This is a genomic window from Streptomyces sp. NPDC017940, from assembly GCF_044328435.1.
Taxonomy (GTDB): Bacteria; Actinomycetota; Actinomycetes; order Streptomycetales; family Streptomycetaceae; genus Streptomyces.
This window is the reverse complement of sequence record NZ_JBIRHJ010000002.1, coordinates 71,670-90,787: the sequence shown is the minus strand read 5'-3', so window position 1 is coordinate 90,787 and position 19,118 is coordinate 71,670. Positions and strand designations below refer to the sequence as shown.

The 19,118-nt window shown below is 73.3% G+C and carries 18 protein-coding genes; 5 read left to right on the top strand and 13 right to left on the bottom strand.

All coding sequences use genetic code 11. The features are described from left to right. Positions 1–80 precede the first annotated feature (80 nt). The 6 genes from ACH4DX_RS06520 to ACH4DX_RS06495 form a co-directional block, all read right to left on the bottom strand. On the bottom strand, positions 81–1,178 hold the full coding sequence (locus ACH4DX_RS06520; RefSeq protein WP_398154247.1) for an FAD-dependent oxidoreductase: 1,098 nt from the start codon (positions 1,176–1,178) through the stop codon (positions 81–83). 75 nt (positions 1,179–1,253) lie between these two features. Beyond that, a complete protein-coding gene (locus ACH4DX_RS06515) occupies positions 1,254–2,462 on the bottom strand; it encodes an LLM class flavin-dependent oxidoreductase (RefSeq protein ID WP_398154246.1) in 1,209 nt (402 codons plus the stop codon). Between the two features lie 2 nt (positions 2,463–2,464). Further along, on the bottom strand, positions 2,465–3,517 hold the full coding sequence (locus ACH4DX_RS06510) for an ABC transporter substrate-binding protein (protein ID WP_398154245.1): 1,053 nt from the start codon (positions 3,515–3,517) through the stop codon (positions 2,465–2,467). Positions 3,518–3,685: 168 nt separating this feature from the next. Beyond that, positions 3,686–4,489 (bottom strand): ABC transporter ATP-binding protein, encoded by an 804-nt coding sequence (locus ACH4DX_RS06505; protein WP_398154244.1) that lies wholly within the window; start codon positions 4,487–4,489, stop codon positions 3,686–3,688. Then, positions 4,462–5,337 carry an ABC transporter permease gene (locus tag ACH4DX_RS06500; RefSeq protein WP_398154243.1) on the bottom strand — a complete coding sequence of 292 codons (876 nt, stop codon included), beginning with the start codon at positions 5,335–5,337 and terminating at the stop codon, positions 4,462–4,464. Before ACH4DX_RS06500 ends, ACH4DX_RS06505 begins: the two co-directional genes overlap by 28 nt. 279 nt (positions 5,338–5,616) lie before the next feature. Next, on the bottom strand, positions 5,617–5,700 hold the full coding sequence (locus ACH4DX_RS06495) for a putative leader peptide (RefSeq protein WP_350892797.1): 84 nt from the start codon (positions 5,698–5,700) through the stop codon (positions 5,617–5,619). Positions 5,701–5,897: 197 nt separating this feature from the next. Here ACH4DX_RS06495 and ACH4DX_RS06490 point away from each other — a divergent pair, with 197 nt between their 5' ends. Further along, a complete protein-coding gene (locus ACH4DX_RS06490; protein ID WP_398113990.1) occupies positions 5,898–6,329 on the top strand; it encodes a YjbQ family protein in 432 nt (143 codons plus the stop codon). A 19-nt stretch (positions 6,330–6,348) separates the two neighbouring features. On the opposite strand, the gene ACH4DX_RS06485 is transcribed toward ACH4DX_RS06490, so the two are convergent. The 5 genes from ACH4DX_RS06485 to ACH4DX_RS06465 all read right to left on the bottom strand — a co-directional run bounded on the left by ACH4DX_RS06485 (position 6,349) and on the right by ACH4DX_RS06465 (position 13,966). After that, positions 6,349–6,870, bottom strand: a complete 522-nt coding sequence (locus ACH4DX_RS06485) for a hypothetical protein (protein ID WP_398154242.1) — start codon at positions 6,868–6,870, stop codon at positions 6,349–6,351. Continuing rightward, the gene (locus ACH4DX_RS06480; protein WP_398154241.1) at positions 6,870–8,084 is read right to left on the bottom strand and encodes a hypothetical protein; all 1,215 of its coding nucleotides are present in this window, start codon (positions 8,082–8,084) and stop codon (positions 6,870–6,872) included. The genes ACH4DX_RS06485 and ACH4DX_RS06480 overlap by 1 nt, the downstream gene beginning before the upstream one ends. Next, positions 8,081–11,062 (bottom strand): DEAD/DEAH box helicase, encoded by a 2,982-nt coding sequence (locus tag ACH4DX_RS06475; RefSeq protein ID WP_398154240.1) that lies wholly within the window; start codon positions 11,060–11,062, stop codon positions 8,081–8,083. The genes ACH4DX_RS06480 and ACH4DX_RS06475 overlap by 4 nt, the downstream gene beginning before the upstream one ends. 28 nt (positions 11,063–11,090) lie before the next feature. Next, positions 11,091–12,773: a hypothetical protein gene (locus ACH4DX_RS06470; protein ID WP_398154239.1), complete on the bottom strand. Its 1,683-nt coding sequence runs from the start codon at positions 12,771–12,773 to the stop codon at positions 11,091–11,093. Positions 12,774–12,883: 110 nt separating this feature from the next. Further along, a complete protein-coding gene (locus ACH4DX_RS06465; protein WP_398154238.1) occupies positions 12,884–13,966 on the bottom strand; it encodes a hypothetical protein in 1,083 nt (360 codons plus the stop codon). On the opposite strand from ACH4DX_RS06465, the gene ACH4DX_RS06460 reads away from it, so the two are divergent. The 4 genes from ACH4DX_RS06460 (at position 13,914) to ACH4DX_RS06445 (ending at position 17,417) form a co-directional block, all read left to right on the top strand. Further along, a complete protein-coding gene (locus ACH4DX_RS06460; protein WP_398154237.1) occupies positions 13,914–14,723 on the top strand; it encodes an NDP-hexose 2,3-dehydratase family protein in 810 nt (269 codons plus the stop codon). The two genes, ACH4DX_RS06465 and ACH4DX_RS06460, sit on opposite strands and share 53 nt — an antisense overlap. Before the next feature lie 70 nt (positions 14,724–14,793). Then, on the top strand, positions 14,794–15,450 hold the full coding sequence (locus tag ACH4DX_RS06455; RefSeq protein WP_398154236.1) for a dTDP-4-dehydrorhamnose 3,5-epimerase family protein: 657 nt from the start codon (positions 14,794–14,796) through the stop codon (positions 15,448–15,450). A gap of 364 nt (positions 15,451–15,814) precedes the next feature. Continuing rightward, on the top strand, positions 15,815–16,954 hold the full coding sequence (locus tag ACH4DX_RS06450) for an NAD-dependent epimerase/dehydratase family protein (protein WP_398154235.1): 1,140 nt from the start codon (positions 15,815–15,817) through the stop codon (positions 16,952–16,954). A gap of 13 nt (positions 16,955–16,967) precedes the next feature. Next, positions 16,968–17,417, top strand: a complete 450-nt coding sequence (locus ACH4DX_RS06445; RefSeq protein WP_398154234.1) for a DUF523 domain-containing protein — start codon at positions 16,968–16,970, stop codon at positions 17,415–17,417. Between the two features lie 27 nt (positions 17,418–17,444). Here ACH4DX_RS06445 and fabG read toward each other — a convergent pair whose 3' ends face one another. Both fabG and ACH4DX_RS06435 read right to left on the bottom strand, forming a co-directional pair. Beyond that, a complete protein-coding gene (fabG, locus tag ACH4DX_RS06440) occupies positions 17,445–18,149 on the bottom strand; it encodes a 3-oxoacyl-ACP reductase FabG (protein WP_398154233.1) in 705 nt (234 codons plus the stop codon). A gap of 98 nt (positions 18,150–18,247) precedes the next feature. After that, on the bottom strand, positions 18,248–19,078 hold the full coding sequence (locus ACH4DX_RS06435) for a TetR/AcrR family transcriptional regulator (RefSeq protein ID WP_398154232.1): 831 nt from the start codon (positions 19,076–19,078) through the stop codon (positions 18,248–18,250). Between the last annotated feature and the right edge of the window lie 40 nt (positions 19,079–19,118).

Below are 19,118 nucleotides of genomic sequence, written 5' to 3'. Positions count from 1 at the left end.
CGGCGACCCGCACACGGCGTCCGGCGCCTTTAGGCACCCAGCGGTCGCCCCCTCGGCGCCGGGCGACCCGCGCCGCGTGGTCACACCCCGGCCGGCACCCCGCCGAGCAGCCGCACGATGTCCCGTACCGCCGCCCGCCCCGCCCGGTTGGCGCCGATGGTGCTCGCCGAAGGGCCGTACCCCACCAGGTGGACCCGGGGGTCGGCCGCCGCCCGGGTGCCGTCCATGCGGATGCCGCCACCGGGCTCCCGCAGCCGCAGCGGAGCCAGGTGCTCGACCGCCGCGCGGAAGCCGGTCGCCCACAGGATGACGTCCGCCTCGACGTGGCGTCCGTCGGCCCAGGTGACGCCGTCGGGCGTGATCCGGTCGAACATCGGGAGGCGGTCGAGGACGCCGTCCGCGCGCGCCTCGCGCACCGCGTCGGTGACCGCGAGGCCGGTCACCGACACCACGCTCATGGGCGGCAGCCCCTGCCGCACCCGCTCCTCGACGAGCGCGACGGCGGCCCGGCCGCGGTCCTCGTCGAAGGGGCCCTCGGCGAAGACGGGCGGGCGCCGCGTCACCCACCAGGTCTCGGCGGCGTACGGCGCGATCTCCATCAGGTGCTGGGTACCGGACGCACCGCCGCCCACGACGATCACGCGCTGTCCGCGGAACGCCTCGGGCCCGGGGTAGACGGCGGTGTGCAGCTGCCGGCCGCGGAAGGTCTCCTGACCGGGGTAGCGCGGCCAGAAGGGCCGGTCCCAGGTGCCGGTCGCGTTGATCAGGGCCCGCGTCGACCAGGTACCCGCGTCCGTCTCCACGAGGAGCCGCCCGCCCTCGCCCTCGGTGACCCGGTGCACGTCGACGGGGCGCCGTACGCGCAGGGCGAAGCGCTGCTCGTAGGCGTCGAAGTAGGCGCCTATGACCTCCGAGGAGGGGCGCTCGGGGTCCGCGCCCGTCAGCTCCATGCCCGGCAGCGCGTGCATGCCGTGCACCTTGCCGTACGTCAGGGACGGCCACCGGAACTGCCACGCCCCGCCGGGCCGTGGCGCGTGGTCGAGGACGACGAAGTCCCGCTCCGGTTCCAGCCCCCTGCGCCGCAGGTGGTAGGCGCTGGACAGTCCCGCCTGCCCCGCACCGATCACCACCACGTCCACCTCGGTGGCACCCGCGTCTCGTACCTCGATGTCGTTCACGCTTCTACTAACTAGGGCAGGGGGCGGGATCTTCCCGCCCGTCGGCCGGATGTTCCCACCCCCCACCGAGAGCCCTCAGCGCCCCCCGGCCACCAGCAGCGGCGCACCCCCCGGAGCCGAGGCCGGACGGCCGTTCGCCGCCGGGACACCGGCGAGCGGGGAGGCCGGGATGCGCGGCAGGAGCCCGCGTGCCGCGAGGTCGGGGATCACGCCCTCGCCGAACCAGTACGCCTCCTCCAGATGCGGATAGCCGGAGAGCACGAAGTGGTCGATGCCGAGCGCGTGGTACTCCTCGATCCGGTCGGCGACCTCGGCGTGGCTGCCCACCAGGGCGGTGCCCGCGCCGCCGCGGACCAGGCCGACGCCCGCCCACAGGTTCGGCGCGATCACCAGGTTGTCCCGGGAACCGCCGTGCAGCGCCAGCATGCGCTGCTGCCCGACGGATTCGCTGCGGCCGAGCGCCTCCTTCTCGGCGGCGACGGTGGCCGGGTCGAGGTCCGCGAGCAGCCGGTCCGCGGTCGCCCAGGCCTCGGCGGCGGAGTCGCGGGAGATGGTGTGCAGCCGGACCCCGAAGCGCACCGTGCGGCCCTCGGCCTCGGCGAGTCCCCGGATCCAGTCGATCTTCTGCCGCACCTGCTCCGGCGGCTCGCCCCAGGTGAGATAGACGTCGCTGTGCCGTGCGGCGACCGGGCCCGCGGCGGGCGACGAGCCGCCGAAGAAGATCTCCGGCAGCGGGTCGGGGGGCAGCGCGGTCAGGCCGCCGTCGATCCGGTAGTGCTCGCCCTCGAAGTCGTAGGGGCGTCCGCTCCACGCCCCGCGCACCACCGACAGGAACTCGTCGGTGCGGGCATAGCGGCGGTCGTGGTCCAAGTGGTCGCCGAAGCGCCGCTGTTCGGTGGCGTCGCCGCCGGTGACGACGTTGAGCAGCAGCCGTCCGCGGGTGATGCGCTGGTAGGTCGCCGCCATCTGGGCCGCGAGCACGGGCGAGATCACCCCGGGCCGGAACGCCACCAGGAACTTCAGCCGCTCGGTGTGCTGCGCGAGCGCCACGGTGGTCAGCCAGGCGTCCTCGCACCAGGTGCCGGTCGGGGTGAGCACCGCCTCGAAGCCCAACTGCTCGGCGGCCTTGGCGATCTGGGCCAGATACTCGATGTCGGGGGCGCGCACCCCGCTGACCGGTGTGACGCGCGAGCGCTTGATGCCGCCGTCGGTGTAGGCGTGCCGGTCCACGAGGGTGCGGCCGTCGCCGCCCGTCGGCAGGAACCAGTGGAGGTGGACGGTCATGCTCAGGACTCCTTGTAGGTGCGGGGCGCGGTGGTGGAGGGCGGCAGCGAGCCGTTGAACCGGGTGTCGGTGAACTCGGCGAAGTCGACGCGGCGCGGGATGAGCTTCAGGTCCGCGAAGGTGTCGACGATGCGCTGCTCGGAGGCGATGGCGGCGCGGTCCAGAGCGACGGGGACGCGGGTGCCGTTGGTGCGTTTGACGGCGTCGAGCGCCACCTCGTACGGCAGCCCCGTCTCCTTCGCCCAGACCTTCGCCCACGCCTCGGGGTGCTTGAAGACCCAGTCCTGAGCCGTGCGAAGGCGCCGCAGATAGTCGTCGATCGCCGCGGCCTTCTTCTTGTCCTTCAGCGCGCCGGGCGCGGCGACCTGGAAGCTGAGCCCGTTGACGACGCCCTCGCCGTCGGTGAGCACCCGCGCCTTGCCGCCGCGGAGCACCTGTGAGGTGTACGGGTCCCACACCGCCCAGGCGTCCACCTTGCCGGCGCTGAAGGCGGCGAGCGCGTCCGCGGGTTGCAGATACTTGACCTGCACGTCCTTGAGCGTCAGCCCCACCTTCTTGAGGGAGGCGATGAGCTGGTAGTGCGCGGACGAGCCCTGCGCCACCGCCACGGACCTGCCCTTGAGGTCGGCCGTGCCGCGCAGCCCGGAGTCCTTGGGCACGGCGATCACCTCGCCGTGCGCGGTGCCGTGGCTCGCGGCCACCACGGAGATCTTCGAACCCGCGCCCGCGGCGAACACGGGTGGCGTGTTGCCGACCGCGCCGATGTCGACGGCCTTGGCGTTCACGGCCTCCAGGAGCGGAGGACCGGAGGTGAACGTGGACCACTTGATCTTGTACGTGAGGTCGTCGAGCTCTCCGGCGGCCCGCAGGACGGCCTCCGAACCGCCCTTCTGGTCACCGACGCTGAGCGTGAGCGACCCCTTCCCGTCGGTGGTGCCGCCGCCGAGGCCGCCGCTGGAGGAGTTGGCGGAGGAGGTGCCCGCGCAGGCGGCGAGCGGCAGGGCGAGGGGGAGGAGCAGCAGGGGGAGGAGGCGTCGGCGTGAGCGGCGTGGCATGGGCAGCGGTCCGTTCTTGGGGAGTCGGGTGCGGCGGTGTCTGCGGGTTTCGGGTGCGGGGGAGTCTTGGGGTGTCGGGTGCGGGGGTGTCTTCCGGTGTCGGGTGCGGCGGGTGGCAGGCGGCCGTCCTCGCGGGCCGCCCGCGGGCGGTGGGCGGTGGGCGGTGCGTCAGGCCGCGTCGGCCTTGACGCCGGGCGACGCGGCGGGCGCCTCGACCCCGAGGCGTTCGAGGAGGCCGGTGCGGAGCGCGGCGAACCGCGGGTCGGCGATGTCACGCGGCCGCGGCAGGTCGATGGGCTGCTCGTGGGCGATGACCCCCTCGTCCATGACGAGGACGCGGTCGGCGAGCAGCACCGCCTCCTCCACGTCGTGCGTGACGAGGAGCACGGCGCAGCCGCGGCGCTGCCACAACTCGTCGACGAGTCGCTGTGCCGTGACCCGGGTCAGCGCGTCGAGGGCGCCGAACGGCTCGTCGAGGAGCAGCAGATCCGGTTCGCGCACCAGGGCACGGGCCAGCGAGGCACGCTGGGCCTCGCCTCCGGAGAGGGTCTTGGGCCAGGCCTGCGCACGATGGCCGAGTCCCACTTCCGCCAGGGCCCGTTCCGCGCGGGCCCGCTCCGGCTTGCCGGGCAGCCCGAGGACCACGTTGCGCCACACCCGCTTCCACGGCATGAGGCGGGGCGCTTGGAACGCGACGGCCTTGCGGCGCGGTACGAGGACGGTGCCCTCGATGTCCCGGTCGAGCCCGGCGAGGACGCGCAGCAGGGTGGACTTCCCGCAGCCGCTGCGGCCGAGCAGGGCGACGAACTCCCCGGCACGGATGTCGAGGTGCAGCCGGTCGATGACCGGACGGCCGTCGAAGGCCCGGGTGAGGCCGTCGACGCGCACGGCGGTCGCGGGCTCGTGGGGGTGTACGGGGCCGTCGGGCACGGCCGGGGTGCCGGTCACCGGCCGGTGAACGTCGGTCGCCATTGCAGGAGCAGCCTTTCGAGAGTGCGGACCACGAAGTCGGCGAGCAGGCCGAGGAAGGCGTAGACGATCAGGCAGACGACGATGACGTCGGTCCGCAGGAAGTCCCGCGCCTGGACCATCAGGAAGCCGATGCCCGAGTCGGCGTTGATCTGTTCGGCGAAGACGAGGGCGAGCCAGGCGATGCCGAGGGAGTACCGCAGTCCGGTCATGGCGCCGGGGAGCGCGCCGGGCAGGATCACATGCCGTACGAGGCCCCACCGGGAGAGCCCCAGGGACTCCCCGGCCTCGATCAGCTGGGAGTCGACGCCGCGGATACCGGCGTACACGTTCAGATAGAGCGGGAACGACACACCGAGTGTGATGACGGCGATCTTGGGGGTCTCGCCGATGCCGAACCAGAGGATGAACAGCGGGATGAGCCCCACGAACGGCACCGTCCGCAGCATCTGCACGCTGGCGTCGACCAGGTCCTCACCGACGCGGAAGAGACCCGAGAGGAGCGCGAGCCCGGTGCCGACGAGGGTGCCGAGCAGCAGCCCGACGGCGACGCGCTGCAACGACACTCCCATGGCGGAGGTCAGCGAGCCGTCCTCGATCAGATCCCCGGCGACGCGGGCGATGGTCCCGGGGGCCGCGAGCACGTCGGGGGCGAGGGCCCCGGTGGCACTGAGGAGTTGCCACAGTCCGAGCAGCAGTACGGGTCCTGTGGTGCGGCGCAGCCAGCGCGGGACGCGGGTCCCGCGGGACGAGGAGGGGACCAGGGCGACGAGGCCGGGTGCGAGCGGAGTCGCCTTTTCCAGGGATATGTCGGGTGCGGCGGGTGGTGGTGGGGCATGACTGATGCTCATGTCGCTCCAGGGCAGGGCGGGGCGGGATGCGTGCGGTACGCGGAGTGCGTGCGGTACGTGGACGAACGGGTTCAGCGCTGCTCGGCGTACTCAGCGCCGGGGCGGTGCGTCAGCGCCGGAGGGAGCTTCGGCACGAGCCGCGCGGCGCGACGGCGGTGTGGACGAGCGGGACGCCGACCGGAAGCAGCCGCGGAAGCACGACGAGTCCCGAGCAAGGCGGGGGAGACCCCGCACGAAGCAGAGGGAACCCGCAGGGGAGAAAAGGAAGGAGAAGGCGCGTCAGCAGCCGCGGCGACACGCGGAGGAGGCCACCCGCAGCAGGTCGATGTGACCGCGCGAAGTGAGCAAGGCTGAACGCAACATGCGCCGAAACGTAGCGATCCCGTCCGCACACGGTCAACGGTGTCTCGGGGAATGGACATCTCGTACCACGGAATGGAAGGACACCTCGTCGCATGCTGACGCCGGAGGCAGTGCACTCCGTCGCACGCCGACGCCGGAGGCGGGACACCCCGTTGCGCGCAGTCGCCGGAGGGCGGGTCTGGTGCAGGATGGGAGCCATGAACGACACGACAGGCGCCTTCACCACCCGGATCCTGAACGTCACGAGCGGCTCCGCGGAGACGGTCGTGGACCTCACCCACGAGTGCGAGAGCTTCCTGCGCGAGGCGGCTCGCGGACGTGACGGTCTGCTCAATGTGTTCGTCCCGCACGCCACCGCCGGCGTCGCCGTCCTGGAGACCGGCGCGGGCAGCGACTCCGACCTCCTCGCCGCGCTGCACACCCTGCTGCCCGCCGACGACCGCTGGCAGCACCGCCACGGCAGCCCCGGCCACGGCCGCGACCACGTCCTGCCCGCCCTGATCGCCCCGCACGCGACCCTGCCGGTGATCGGCGGAAGCCTTGAGCTCGGCACCTGGCAGTCGGTGTGCCTGGTCGACACGAACAAGGACAACCCGGACCGCAAGGTGCGGCTCAGCTTCCTCGGCTAGTGCGCCGGTGGCGTCCGCCCTACCGCATGTCGGCGTAGCGCACGATCTGGGTGGCGAGGCCCGCGACCATGGCCGTTTCCACCACGGAGACCAGGAGGAGCGGCCAGTGCGCAGGGCAGAGCACCCAGTAGACGGTGAGGGCCGCCAGCGGTGCCACGCAGAAGGTGAGCAGATCGACGGCCAGTTGGATGCGTTTGCGGGAGCGGCGGTGCGCGTCGCGGCGGTGTGCCGACTCCCAGCCGAACACCTCGTGTCGCTCCGCAGTGAGCTCTTCGAGCCGAGGTGCCAGCTCGTCGCGTACGTACCGGCCGACGGCGGAGATCTTCTCGTCGTTGACCAGGTACGTCCACCCGAGAACGACCGACAGGGGAGGCAGCAGCAGAAGCAACTCGATGTGACCGCCCCGAGGCAGCGTCGAGCCGATGACGGCGGCCATCACGCCGAGGGTCGCGTAGATGAGATTGTCGCGGAAGCCGATGCGGGCCCGCTGTTCCTGCTTCACCTGCTCGTACTCGGCGAGGGCGAGCTGACCGCTGTCCACTACCGTTGCTCCTTCTCCAGTCGGGTGAGCTGGGCTTCCAGGCCGCTGAGGCCGGTCCTCCCGGCGCCACCGAGGAGTCGGGACAGAGTGGGGGCCTCCAGACGCAGTTGCCGCGACAGGCGTGCGACGAGTTCCTCGGCCTCCTGACGGGTGACCTGGCGCCGCGCGCCGAGGTTCTGGTCCAGGCGCTTCAGCAGAGCGTGCTTGCGCTGTGTGTCGTCCGGGCAGTCCACACGGAAGAAGCGGGTGCCTGCCATCCGGTAGGTGCCGATGCGGGACACCGGAAGCCCGTCCGCACCGAAAGCGGTGGCAGGCAGCGAAACCGACCAGGTGCCATCGTCGTCCTGCTCCGGAGCGACTCCGTCGAAGCCCCGCTGACGAAGCCAATTGCGGGCGACTTTCAGGACGCGCTCGTCCGCGTCGTCGGTCGCCTCCTCATGGTCGAGCGCACTGAGCAACTCCGGTGTCCGACCGCAGAGTTCGCTGAGCTCCGGATCGGGCGCAAGGCCCGCTTCCGCCTGCCCGTAGACCAGCAGCCCGGCACGGCCGCGTACCAGATAGACCGGGAGGAAGACGAGCTCCTCACCGAGGCTCTCCACCGCGTCCAGGGCGACCGGCAGATTGAACCGGGCCCGGTCCTTGCTGCCCACCAGCCGTTGCAGGGCAGCGCGGTCGAAGCCGGAGGTCGCGTAGATCGGGGTGAAGCGCGGATACCGGTCGGCTCGCAGAGCCCTCTCCAGGCTCTCGCCGGACAGCAGCGTCACGACGTCCTGGTCGTAGTGGGCCCGGGTCAGCGGAGAGCAGCTCAGCGCTTCGAAGTACAGTTTGCGCCGGTCCTGACGCGTGATCACATAGCGGACGTCGTCGTCCACGGACCGCTGCCCCAAGGGCGTCAGGGAGAGCCGCCCCACCGACTCCTCGACATGGCCGATCGCCGCCAGGAAGCGTACGGCCTGCGCCACCAAGGCCCGGTCGAGGGCGAAGAACGCGGCGAGTTCGTCGACGGTGTGCAGACCGCCGTGGCGCAGTCCGCGCTCCAGGAACCGGTCGATGAGGGAGAAGTCCTCGCCCTCGGTGATGTCGGCGCGGATCTCCACCTCCCACACGGGCAGCAGCAGTGCGTACAGCCGACTGGGGATGATTCCCCGGCCGAAGGCGGCATCCTCCAGGACACGCTCCGGAGGGAATCGTATGAGGCGCGGCGCCGTGGTCACGGGCGGTCTCCTTCCGGTGCCGGGGCGGCGGCGTCGAGGGCGCTCATGACGTCCCGATAGTCCCGCACGTCGCCGTGGTCACGCAGATACCGGTGGAGATCGTCGGCCAGCGAACGGAAAGCAGGGTCGTCGGCGCCGAGCAGGGTACCCAGGTCGCCCGTCATCACCAGCAGGCTCTTGGCCCGGGTGAAGGCGACGTTCACACGGCGCAGCTCCGCGAGGAAGCCCACCCGCCCCTGGGCGTTGCTCCGTGTGAAGCCGTACAGGACGACGTCGCGCTCCCCGCCCTGGTAGGAGTCGACGCTGCCGACCGAGGAGGCCGCGAGCTGCGAGTCCCCGATCAGCGGGGTGAGATGACGGATGACCTCGGCGCGCTGCGCCCGATAGGGGACGATCACCACCCACTCGGAGCCGCGCCGGTGGTAGAAGGCGGCGAGCCGGGCGAGGAGGCGCGCCTCGCAGGTGTTGAACGCGCCCTTGTGGCCGAGGCGTTCCTCGGCACGCCGGCCGGCCGTCTCCCGGCGCTCACGTACCGGCAGACCGGCGGTGTCGACGAAGGCCATCGGACTGGCGAACAGCGGGTCGGTGTGCCGGTGTTCCTTCTCGGTGACCAGTTCGTTCCGGTAGAAGGTGGCGGAGATGAAGTCGGCGATCTCGGTGGGCATGCGGCGCTGCCGGGTCAGCTGGACGACGTGGGAGGCGGGAAGCCCGGCACGCAGTCGCTCCAGGGCGCTCTGCGACATCATCTCGAGCAGCGCGGGATCCCCCGTCTCCCGGCCCCACTCGGCCACCTCGGAATCGAGGAAGGGCGGGAGCTGCCGGTCGTCGCCGACCAGGACACCGCGCCTGACCCGGGTCAGCGGCACCAGGGCGTCCGCCACGCCGATCTGGCCCGCCTCGTCGATGATCCCCAGGTCGAAGTCGACCCCGGCCAGTTCGGCACGTGACGCGGCACCGATACAGGTCGCACCGATCACCTGGGCGTAACGGATCAGTTCGGGCACCAGCTGGCCGGGGTCCTCGTCGATGGCCGCGTTCCACTGCTCGGTGAGCTTGCTGCGTTCGGCCGCCAGCGGCAGCCACTCCTTCAGACGCCCGTGCAGGGACCGCAGTGTGGCCATCGCGTCGGCCGGATCGAGCTGCCGGGTGGGGACGGTCGGCTCGGAGAGCACGGCGCACAGTGCCATCACCGCCATGTCGGCGGCCTCGTAGGCAGCTTGGACAGCCGTCCTGAGCTGCCGCTCCGCCGTGTCCCGTGCGGTACGGACCGAGAGCACGGCGGGGGACTCGTCGACCGCCCGGTCGACAGCGGTACGCGCCGCCTCGATGCGCCGCCGCCGTTCGGGGCGGACGCCCGCGAGCTCCCGGAGCCGGGCATCCAGGGCACCGCGCTCCTCCTCCTGTCTGCGCAGCCGCGAGCGGTACAGCCAACCGAGCAACCAGGAGTCGGCGCGCCGCCGGTCGGACCGCGACTTCTCCTGGAGCCAGGTGGCCCGTTCGCTGAGACGCTGCCATTCCGCCGCCTGCTCGTCCTCCTCGCGGCAGAGCGCGGCCAGGGTCTGCCGGGCCGGTGCGCCGGCCTCCTGGACGACGGTGCGCAGGCGCACGGCTGCCGCCTCCTCCTGCCGGGCGAGGATCTCGGCCCGGTCGAGCCGGGTGTCGAGTTCGGCCGTCCACGGCGTCGCGGCCTCCGCCTCCCGGTAGGCCTGCGCCCGCGCGGTCATGGCGCTCCTGATCTCCTGGGACAGGCTCTCCCGCTGCTCCTCCAGGAGCAGAGGTTTCACATCGGCGTGCACGTTGCCCTCGTCCCCGACGCGTACCACCACCAGATCCCGGGGCAGCCTGGCCAGGGCGTTGTCCACGGCGCGATTGGTGTGGGAGGTGATGAGGACCCGGCCGCCACCGGCTGCGGTCGTGAGGGCGCTGGTGTGGGCCATCTCGGTGATGGTCCGGGTCTTGCCCGTTCCTGGCGGGCCGAGGACGACGAGTATGTCCTGGGTGGCCAACGCCTTGCGGAAGGCCGCCAGTTGCTCCGGATCCAGCTCCTGGTGCGGCCGCGCGGGGCTGTCAGGGACGCTGCGTACGCGGCCCTCGACCAGGGCGGGGAGCAGTCCCGGGTTCTTCGTGTCCTGGGCGCGCAACGCTGCGACCGCCTGCCGCTGTTTGTTGTGGACCACGGTGTTCGGCGTGCGCTCCAGGGCGCCGCGATCCGGCAAGCGCTCCCATGACACGGGGCGGTCGAAGCGCACGGTGACGTACTTTCCCACGGCCCGTGTCACCCGGCCGCGGGCGTCTTCGTCCCCCTGCACCCGGACGAAGTCGCCGGAAGCGGGCGACTCGTTCGCGACGAGCTGGAACTCGTACATCGACTGTGGAGTGCTGCGCCTGCCACCGGTCGCCGTCCGCTGCTGATACGGGAAGGGCGCCGCACCGCGCTGCTCCCGGGTGGTGATCTCCTCGGTGGCGTCGATCAGCCGGTCCACCGTGTCGAGGAACTCCGTCTGCGCGTCACTCGGCGGAGCGACTCCCTGCTGCTCCGCGCGTACCTGACCGAGGTCCCGCCAAGCGTCCTCGATCTGCTGCCACTGTCCGTCCGAGCCCTCGGGCACCGCTGTCAGGTCGAGCACCATGTGCCAGGCGGGCGGTCGCAGGAGAAGACAGGACCGGGCGAGACGCGCATGGTCGGCTAGGCGCAGGGGGTCGATGGTCTTGACGAAGTAGCCGGTGCCGCGACGGGTCACTTCCAGACGCAGCCGGTAGGTGCGCGTATGGACCAGCAGGGAGGCCTTGAACCGGTCACTGGCCGGAGAGATGTGCGCCGGGGCCCCACCCTCCATGCGGTTCAGATCGGTGACGATCTGTAGGACGTCAGCCGGCAGCCCCGCGCTCGTCCCGGCCCTCTGACGGAGCCGTTCGTCGAGGGACATTCCGGGGACGAGCACCAGCGGGGCAGGCAGGGCGACGGTGGCGACGGACATCGGTGCCTTTCAGGGGTATCGGTGCCGTTCAGGGGTGTGGCGGGGCGGCCAGCAGGTCCCGGGTGCCGGCGAGCAACTCACGGTGCAGCACACGGACGCCGGGGCGGGCGGCCGGGTCCTGCCGCAGTGCGTTGGTGGCCGCCCGCACGAGACGGTCCGGCACGGCACCCGGGGGCCGGGAGGGAGGCAGCCCGGGGACAGGCGGACGGCCGGTGAGCGCGTGGTGCAGCAGCGCACCCAACTGGTAGACGTCGGCGGCGGGTCCCGGGCGGGCGGCGGAGCCGTGCCGTTGTTCCGGTGCCTGGTAGGGGCCGACGTGCTCACCAGGGCGTGGAGGCACGGCGGCCAGGCCGAAGTCCCGTAGGAATGCGCGTTGTTGGTTCATGACGATCGCGGTCGGCCGGAGCGCGCGGTGCGACAGCTCCCCGGCGTGCAGCCCGGCGAGGAACTGCGCGACCGCGGCAAGACCCTTCACGATCGTCAGCAGCCGCAACGGGTCCGCTCCCCGGGGAGCCGCAGGCAGGAGGTCGTACAGAGTGCCGTAGGGGCGGCCAAGTCGCCGATCGGCGGGCCAGACCAGGGCCAGTGTGGCGGTGTCCCCCCGGCGGTCGACCTGTACCACACCGGGCCCCCGATGCCTGAGGGAGAGTTTGGCCTCGCGCTCGAGCATCGTGAGGGGATCGCACGCCGCTCCCGGCAGCGGTCCTCTCCGCTGGACCTGGCGCAGCCAGACGTACGAGCCGCGCGAGTTCCGGTCGGAGGCCGAGGTCACGCGGGCCACGGCCTGCCGCCGCACGACGTCGCCCTCCCGCGACTCCTGGAGGAGGTCGTCGGGACCTTCGTACAGCAGGTACTCCTGGTCGCCCGCTCTGACGACCGGTCGGCTCTCCCAGCCCGCGGTGCCGGTGTCCCGGCGGGGCCCCGACACCAGGAAGGCCGTGGGCCGCTCCGGCCGCACCCGCGGGGCCCGCCCGGCGGGCCGCAGGTCGCGCAGTATCCGCAGCGCGAAGGCCGCGGCGTGCCGCGACGCCGTACGTTGCGAACCCCTCGCGTCGGCAGCCGCCTTCTCGGGGCCCGCGAGGTCGCTGATGCCCCGGACCGCGAGCATCTCGATCCCGGCGTGCATCCTGGCCGCCTGGGCGACACCGTGGCTCTCCATGTCGACGGCCACGGCGTCGTTGTAGTGCCGCCGGATCCTGCGGGCCGTCTCGGAGTCCCGAGAACCGATCAGTACATCGCCGGCGGCGATCGGTTCGAAGTGCACATCCGGCTGTGCGGAGGGGTCGGGCGGCGGGGTGAGATAGGCCCAGGGGGCATTGCGGCGGGCGGAGCGCACCAACTGGTCCACGCGGTGCGAGGCGTCCGCGAGGGAGGGCCGGGCGTTGAAGCCGTCCTGGCTCTCGCGACCGCCGTGGTAGCCGTAGATCTTGCTGGCGACGACCACGTCACCGAGGCGCACATGGTCCTTGAGCGCACCGGCCACACCGACGAAGAAGACCGCCTCGGCGTCGAAGTGCTCGATCGCCGACTCGGCGACGAGGGCGGCACGGGTGTTGGTGGGTCCCGTCTCGGCCAGGGCCACCTGCCAGGCCAGACCGGGGACCCGGCCGACGTCGAGGAGAGTGCCCTGCGGCGTCTCGACCTCCTGCACGCCCCTCAGGTGGTGCAGCATCGCCTCGTACTCCACCTGCAAGGCAGTGAGCACGACCACGGTGGGTCGCCTCGCTTCCCCCAACGCAAACCCCCACCCTCACCGAACCCCCGACACGCCCCACGACTGCACCCGGCCGAACCGGGGGGCGACTGTGTCCGCTTGGCGGATCACTCTAGCCGGGTCGGCCCGCTCCGGTTCAGCAGAACCGCGCGGGCGATCCCGTCGTTGCGGCGGAAGAAGCCCGCGTCCGTCCCCGCGTGCGGGAACTGCTCGGGGCCCGCGAGGTACCAGGTGCGGTGTGCGCGGCCCGCCGCGTCGAGAGGGTGCCCGTCACGGACACGTACCGCCCCGGTGGCGCGGGGGCGGCCGGAGGCGTCGGGCACGGTCTCCTCGCTGATGTGGCCCGCCGCGAGGAGACTGCGCAGCAGGGGGTCGGCGGTACGGGCCAGATCGGGGTCCGGGAGCCGGGCGTCGAGCAGGATGCGAGCCGTGTACGAGACCCGCACGTGCGGGCTCGACGCGTGGAAGGCGGAGGGGGCGGCCGCCGTGGTCACGGTCGTGCCGGGGCCGGTGAAGGTGACCACGCCCGCCTCGCTGAGGGCGATCAGCTGCTCCATCCGCAGCGGTGGCGGGCCGCTGCTCAGGAAGGCTCCGACGGAGAACAGACGCAGAGCCGCGGCGGCGGCCGCGGGCGGGAGTTCGCCCCCGTTGTACAGCTCGCCGATGACACCGCCGACCGAGCGGAGCGCGCGGACCACCGCCACGTGCGCGCTGTGCCGCGGCTCCCGTCGCCGTCGGACGCTGTCACGCAGGTGCGCGCGGACCCGTTGTTGCAGCACCTGCGGGCCGACACGGCCGAGTCCCGCGAGCGGATCCATGAGGCGGTCGGGGGCGAAGTGGTCGTCGGGGTCGGGGACGGCGGCGCGCACGAGCTTCGCGGCGCGGTCGTCGTGCCACACGAAGTGCTCGTACTGCGCCGCGAACGCCGCCCAGTCCATGCGGGTGCGGTCGGGGTGGACGGTGAACAGCTCGTGGTAGTACGCCCGGCACAGCTCCTGCACGGCGAGGGTCCACACGTCGCGCTCGAAGTCGAACCCGGGCCCGCGCAGCAGCGCGCGACAGGTCTCGGCGGTGAGGTGGCGCGGCGGCGGAGCGGGCGAGGCGAGGTAGGTCGCCGAGCACCCCGACTTCCGCTGGGTGGCGCTGCGGACCGTACGGAGGCTGCTGCGCGTCGACCACCTGGTCAACATGGACACGCGCTCCGTGCTCGGCTGCCTGCCCACGGGGCCGGTGCCGGACGCGGTGGACCCCGTGGACGCCGTGGGCGCCGTGGACCCGGTGGCCGGGCCGGGCGCGGTCTCCGTATCCGCGCTGCGGTCCCTCACCAGCTGGCTCATCGATGCCAAGCAGCGCTGTCCCTGGCAGGCGAGGACCGTCCCGCTCGCGGACGTGCGCGGCTGGACCCGCACGGACACGGAGATCGCCGCCGACAGCGGGAGGCCGTTCCGGATCATCGGGGTCCGGGTGGCGGCGGGCACCCGTGAGGTGCGGCAGTGGGCGCAGCCCCTGCTCGCACCCGGCCGCCCCGGCCTCGCGGCGTTCCTGTGCCGCTCCATCGCTTCCGCTCCCCGTGTCCTGGTCCGGGCCAGGACCGAACCGGGGCTCGGCGACCTCGTCGAGGTCGGCCCCACCGTCCAGTGGTCGGCGGACACCGGGCCCGTGACCGCCGAGGAGGCCGGACCGTTCGACGGCATGGCGCTGACCGGGGACCCGGCGCGCGTACGGTTCGACGCCGAGCTGTCCGAGGAGGGCGGCCGCTTCCACCGGGCGGCGGCCCGGTACCGCCTCGTCGAGGCGGACGAGGCCCTCGCCGCGGAGCGTCTCCCCGACGACTACCGCTGGCTGACCGCGGCTCAGCTGCACGCCCTCGTCGTACGCGGCCAGCACGTCAACGTCCAGGCGCGCAGCCTCCTGGCCTGCCTGGCGGCACCGGCCTGCCCACCGTGAGCCGGCCGGGCCGCCGCAGGCCCGGCCCCGGCCCCGGCCCCGGAAGACCTTCGTCGAAAGGACAAGTGCCGTGCAGACACGCGAGTTGGGAGTCCGTGGTGCGTACGCGTTCACGCCCACCGTCTTCCCCGACGAACGGGGGCTGTTCGTCGCCCCCTACCAGCAGCCCGCGTTCACCCGCGCGCTCGGCGGACCGCTGTTCCCGGTGGCGCAGACCGGGCACAGCCGGTCCCGCCGGGGGGTGGTCCGCGGCGTGCACTACACCCTCACCCCGCCCGGCATGGCCACCTATGTGCACTGCGCCCACGGCAGCGCCCTCGACTTCGTCGTCGACCTGCGCATCGGGTCGCCCACGTTCGGCCGCTGGGACTCCCTGACCCTGGACGCCCTGACCTTCGGCGCGGTCCACCTGCCGGTGGGCGTCGGCCACGCCTTCCAGGCACTGGAGGACGACACGGTGATGGCGTACCTGCTGTCCGGCGGCTACGCGGCCGACGACGAGAAGGCGGTCTCGGTGACCGACCCGGCCCTCGCGCTGCCCCTGCGGGACGACCTGCCCCGGCTCCTCTCGCCCCGCGACGAGGTCGCGCCCACACTCGCGGCGGCCGAACGCGCGGGCCTGCTGCCGGAGTACGAGACGTGCGCGCGGCTCGACGCCCGCCTGCACGAAGCCGCTCCGGCCGCGGCGGGGGAGCGGCACGCGGGGGCGGGGGAGCGTCATGGTTGACGTGCGGCGGTCCGGGGGCGTGGGTGCCGGGGTTCGCTCGTCCCGCGGCGGTACGAGGGTCCCGCCCGGCGGTACGGGGGTCCCGCCCGGCGGTACGGGGGTCCCGCCCGGCGGTACGGGGGTCCCGCCCGGCGGTACGGAGGTCCCCGGCAGCACCGGGTGCGAGGGCGACGGGGGCGGGGGTGCCGACATCGGCGTCGGTGTTGACGCGGGCGGGGGCACTGACACTGGCGTTGGCATCGGCGCGGGCGGGAGCGCCGATATCGGCGCGGGCAGGGCCACCGACACTGGCGTTGGCGTCGACGGGGGCGGGGACATCGGCGTTGGCACTGACTCGGGCGCAGGGGCCGTCACCGGCACGGACATGGGCGCCGTCACCGGCGCTGGCAGGGGCACCGGCGGTGGCACCGACGCGGGCGGGAGTGCGGGCGGGGACGCCCGCGCGGGCACCGGCTCGGTGGGTGCCCTCGCGGGTGGTGCCCGCGGTGGCCGGGGGGCGCGGGCGCCGCGTGTCACCGTGCTCGGTGCCTCCGGATTCCTCGGCTCCGCCGTCGCGGCGATGCTCGCGCGACGGCGTATCCGGCTGCGCCTGGTGGCGCGCCGCCCGAGCGCCGTCCCGGCCGGCGCGGTGGCCGACGTGGAGGTGCGCGCCGCGGACCTCACCGACGCGGCGAGCCTCGCCGCCGCCGTCGACGGCGCCGACGCGATCGTCCACCTGGTGTGCCACCGGTCCGGCGCCCGCGCCTGGCGCACCGACGACGATCCACTGGGGGAGTGGGTCAACGTCGGCATGGTGCACGCCCTCGTCGACGTCCTGCGCGCCACACCGGGCGGGCGGCGGCCCGCGTGCGTGTTCGCGGGCTCGGCGAGCCAGGTGGGGCTCACGGCCAGGACCCGGATCGACGGCACCGAGACCGACCGCCCCGCGAGCCGCTACGACCGGCACAAGGTCCTGGCCGAACGTGCCCTGCTCGACGCCACCCGCGAGGGGGTGCTGCGCGCGGTCTCGCTCAGGCTGCCGACCGTGTACGGCGAGAGCCGCACGCCCACCGCGGCCGACGGCGGCGTGGTGACCGCCATGGCCCGCCGCGCCCTGGCCGGGGAGCCGCTCACGGTGTGGCGGGACGGCACCATCGGCCGGGACCTGCTGCATGTGGACGACGCGGCCCACGCCCTCGTCACCGGCCTCGACCGCGTCGATGAACTCGCCGGGCGGCACTGGCTGGTGGGCACGGGCCGCACGACCGCGCTCGGGGACCTCTTCCGTGCGGTGTCCCTGCTGGCCGCCGACCGCACCGGCCGGGAGCCCGTGCCGGTGGTCACCGTCGAGCCCCCGGACCACGCGACCCCGGCCGACTTCCACAGCTTCACGGTCGACGCGACGGCGTTCGGCGAGGCCACGGGCTGGTCGCCGCGGGTGCCCCTGCACGAAGGCCTCAGGCGTACGGTGGGCGCCCTCGCGCGGGAGCACGCTGCGGGAACGGCGCGGCTGCGGGGGACGTGACTAGCCTGAGGGCATGGAAGCAATCCTGGTCAGCGCGTGTCTGCGGGGCGTGCCGTGCCGCTTCGACGGGCGGCACAAGGCGTCGCGGGAACTGGAGCGGGCCGTGGCGGGCCGCGACGTGGTGTCCTTCTGCCCGGAGGTGGCGGGCGGACTCGCGACACCGCGGCGGCCCGCGGAACTGGTGGGCGGCGACGGACACGACGTCCTCGACGGAAGGGCGCGCGTCGTCGAGGACACCGGACGTGACGTCACCGCGGAGTTCGTGGACGGCGCACACCGGGCACTCGCGGCGGCCAGGCACGGGGGCTGCACGCAGGCGCTGCTGATGCCGCGCAGCCCCTCGTGCGGACGGGGCGCGGTGCACGACGGTTCGTTCGCGGGGGAGTTGGTGGCGGGTGACGGCGTGACGGCGGCCCTTTTCGAACGGAACGGGATCGCGGTGCGGCCCGCCCCGGGGGTGTGAGCCCCGCACCCTCGGCGCCCCGCACCCTCAATTCCCCATCCCGAGACCCCCGTCGACCGCCAGCACGGCCCCCGTGACGTAACCGGCCCCCGGCCCCGCGAGGAACTCCACCGCCGCGGCTATCTCCTCCGCCGTGCCCATGCGGCCGAGGGGGACGGAGCCGGTGATGGCGGCGATCCTCGCCTCGGTCAGGGACGAGGTCATGTCCGTGTCGACGAGGCCCGCCGCGATGACGTTCACGGTGATGTCGCGCGGGGCCAGCTCGCGGGCCAGGGAGCGGCCGAAGCCGATGAGGCCCGCCTTGGACGCCGCGTAGTTCGCCTGGCCCGCCGTGCCGAGGAGGGCGGAGACCGAGGAGATGAGGACGATGCGGCCGCGGCGTGCGCGCATCATGGGCCGCACGGCCCGCCTTGCCACCCGGAAGGCGCCGACGAGGTTGGTGTCGATCACGGCCTGGAAGTCCTGCTCCGACATCGTCGCGAGCAGCCGGTCACGCGCGATGCCCGCGTTCGCGACGAGGACCTCCACCGCGCCCTGCTCGGCCTCGACCTCCTTGAAGGCCCGGTCCACCTGCTCCGTGGCCGTGACGTCGCACCGCACCCCGAAGAGCCCCGCGGGCGGCTCCCCGGACCGGAACGTGACCGCCACCCGGTCCCCGCCCGCGGCCAACCGGCGGGCCACCGCGAGCCCGATGCCGCGGTTGCCACCCGTGACCAGAACCGAACGTGCCATCGCTGCCTCCCCGTACAGACCATACGTACCGATACGTAGCAATACAGATTCATGCAGATTGGCGCAGACCGACTGCTGAGGTGTCGCACGTCGCACGCTCAGGGCGAGCGGCGGATCACCAACTGCGCGATGCCGTCCAGAAGCCGTTGCAGCCCGAACTCGAACGGGGCGCCCGCGTACGGCGTAGCCCCTGCCGCGAGGGCCCGTCGCAGTGCCGGATAGCGGTCGAAGTCCACGAGCTGCCCCAGCGCGTCGTCGCGCTCCCTCGTGTCCAGGTCATCGCCCGCATCCAGGTCGTCGTCCGCGTCCAGGTCCGCGGCCGTGTCCGCATCCGCGGCCCCGTCCTTTCGCCCGGTCGCGTCCGCCGCGGGCGCCCCGGCGCCGCGAAGCCGACCGAGGCCGCGCACATACGCGTCCACCGCCTCGATCGCGGCGAGCTTCTCCGTCTCACGGAGCCCGGTGCCGTCGAAGACGCGCAGTGCGGAGTCCAGCCAGCGCAGCATGTTCGGTCCCGGCACCTGCTCGGCCGCGCCCAGTTCGAGGACCCAGGGGTGCCGCCGGATCTGCCGCCAGTCGTCGTGCGCGAGCGCGGTGAGCTTGGCGCGCCAGTCGCCGGGCCACTCGTGCGGCAGCGTCGGCCCCGCCGCGACCGCGTCCAGCATCAGGGCCTCGAGCTCGGCCCGGCCAGGAACGTAGGTGTAGAGCGAGGCGACGCCGACACCGAGCTGCGCTGCGACACGGCGCAGCGACATCGCCGCGGGACCGTCGCGCTCGACCACCTCGATCGCGGCCTCGACGATCCGCGCCCTGGTGAGGCCGCGCGCGGGACCGCGGGTGCCAGGGGCGTCCCCGCCCCACAGCAGGGCCAGCGCACGCTCCTGCGGGCCCGGCGACGGCACCGGGGCCGACGCGGGCAGTGGATCCGTCACCGGGGACACCCTCCAACCGATCGGCCGCCATCACGCGCGG

Excerpts from the sequence above, each read along its gene's own strand:
- ACH4DX_RS06515 (WP_398154246.1), bottom strand. The coding sequence starts at position 2,462 with ATGACCGTCCACCTCCACTGGTTCCTGCCGACGGGCGGCGACGGCCGC.
- ACH4DX_RS06510 (WP_398154245.1), bottom strand. The coding sequence starts at position 3,517 with ATGCCACGCCGCTCACGCCGACGCCTCCTCCCCCTGCTGCTCCTCCCC.
- ACH4DX_RS06505 (WP_398154244.1), bottom strand. The coding sequence starts at position 4,489 with ATGGCGACCGACGTTCACCGGCCGGTGACCGGCACCCCGGCCGTGCCC.
- ACH4DX_RS06500 (WP_398154243.1), bottom strand. The coding sequence starts at position 5,337 with ATGAGCATCAGTCATGCCCCACCACCACCCGCCGCACCCGACATATCC.
- ACH4DX_RS06495 (WP_350892797.1), bottom strand. The coding sequence starts at position 5,700 with ATGTTGCGTTCAGCCTTGCTCACTTCGCGCGGTCACATCGACCTGCTG.
- ACH4DX_RS06490 (WP_398113990.1), top strand. The coding sequence starts at position 5,898 with ATGAACGACACGACAGGCGCCTTCACCACCCGGATCCTGAACGTCACG.
- ACH4DX_RS06475 (WP_398154240.1), bottom strand. The coding sequence starts at position 11,062 with ATGTCCGTCGCCACCGTCGCCCTGCCTGCCCCGCTGGTGCTCGTCCCC.
- ACH4DX_RS06465 (WP_398154238.1), bottom strand. The coding sequence starts at position 13,966 with ATGTTGACCAGGTGGTCGACGCGCAGCAGCCTCCGTACGGTCCGCAGC.
- ACH4DX_RS06450 (WP_398154235.1), top strand. The coding sequence starts at position 15,815 with ATGGGCGCCGTCACCGGCGCTGGCAGGGGCACCGGCGGTGGCACCGAC.
- ACH4DX_RS06445 (WP_398154234.1), top strand. The coding sequence starts at position 16,968 with ATGGAAGCAATCCTGGTCAGCGCGTGTCTGCGGGGCGTGCCGTGCCGC.
- fabG (WP_398154233.1), bottom strand. The coding sequence starts at position 18,149 with ATGGCACGTTCGGTTCTGGTCACGGGTGGCAACCGCGGCATCGGGCTC.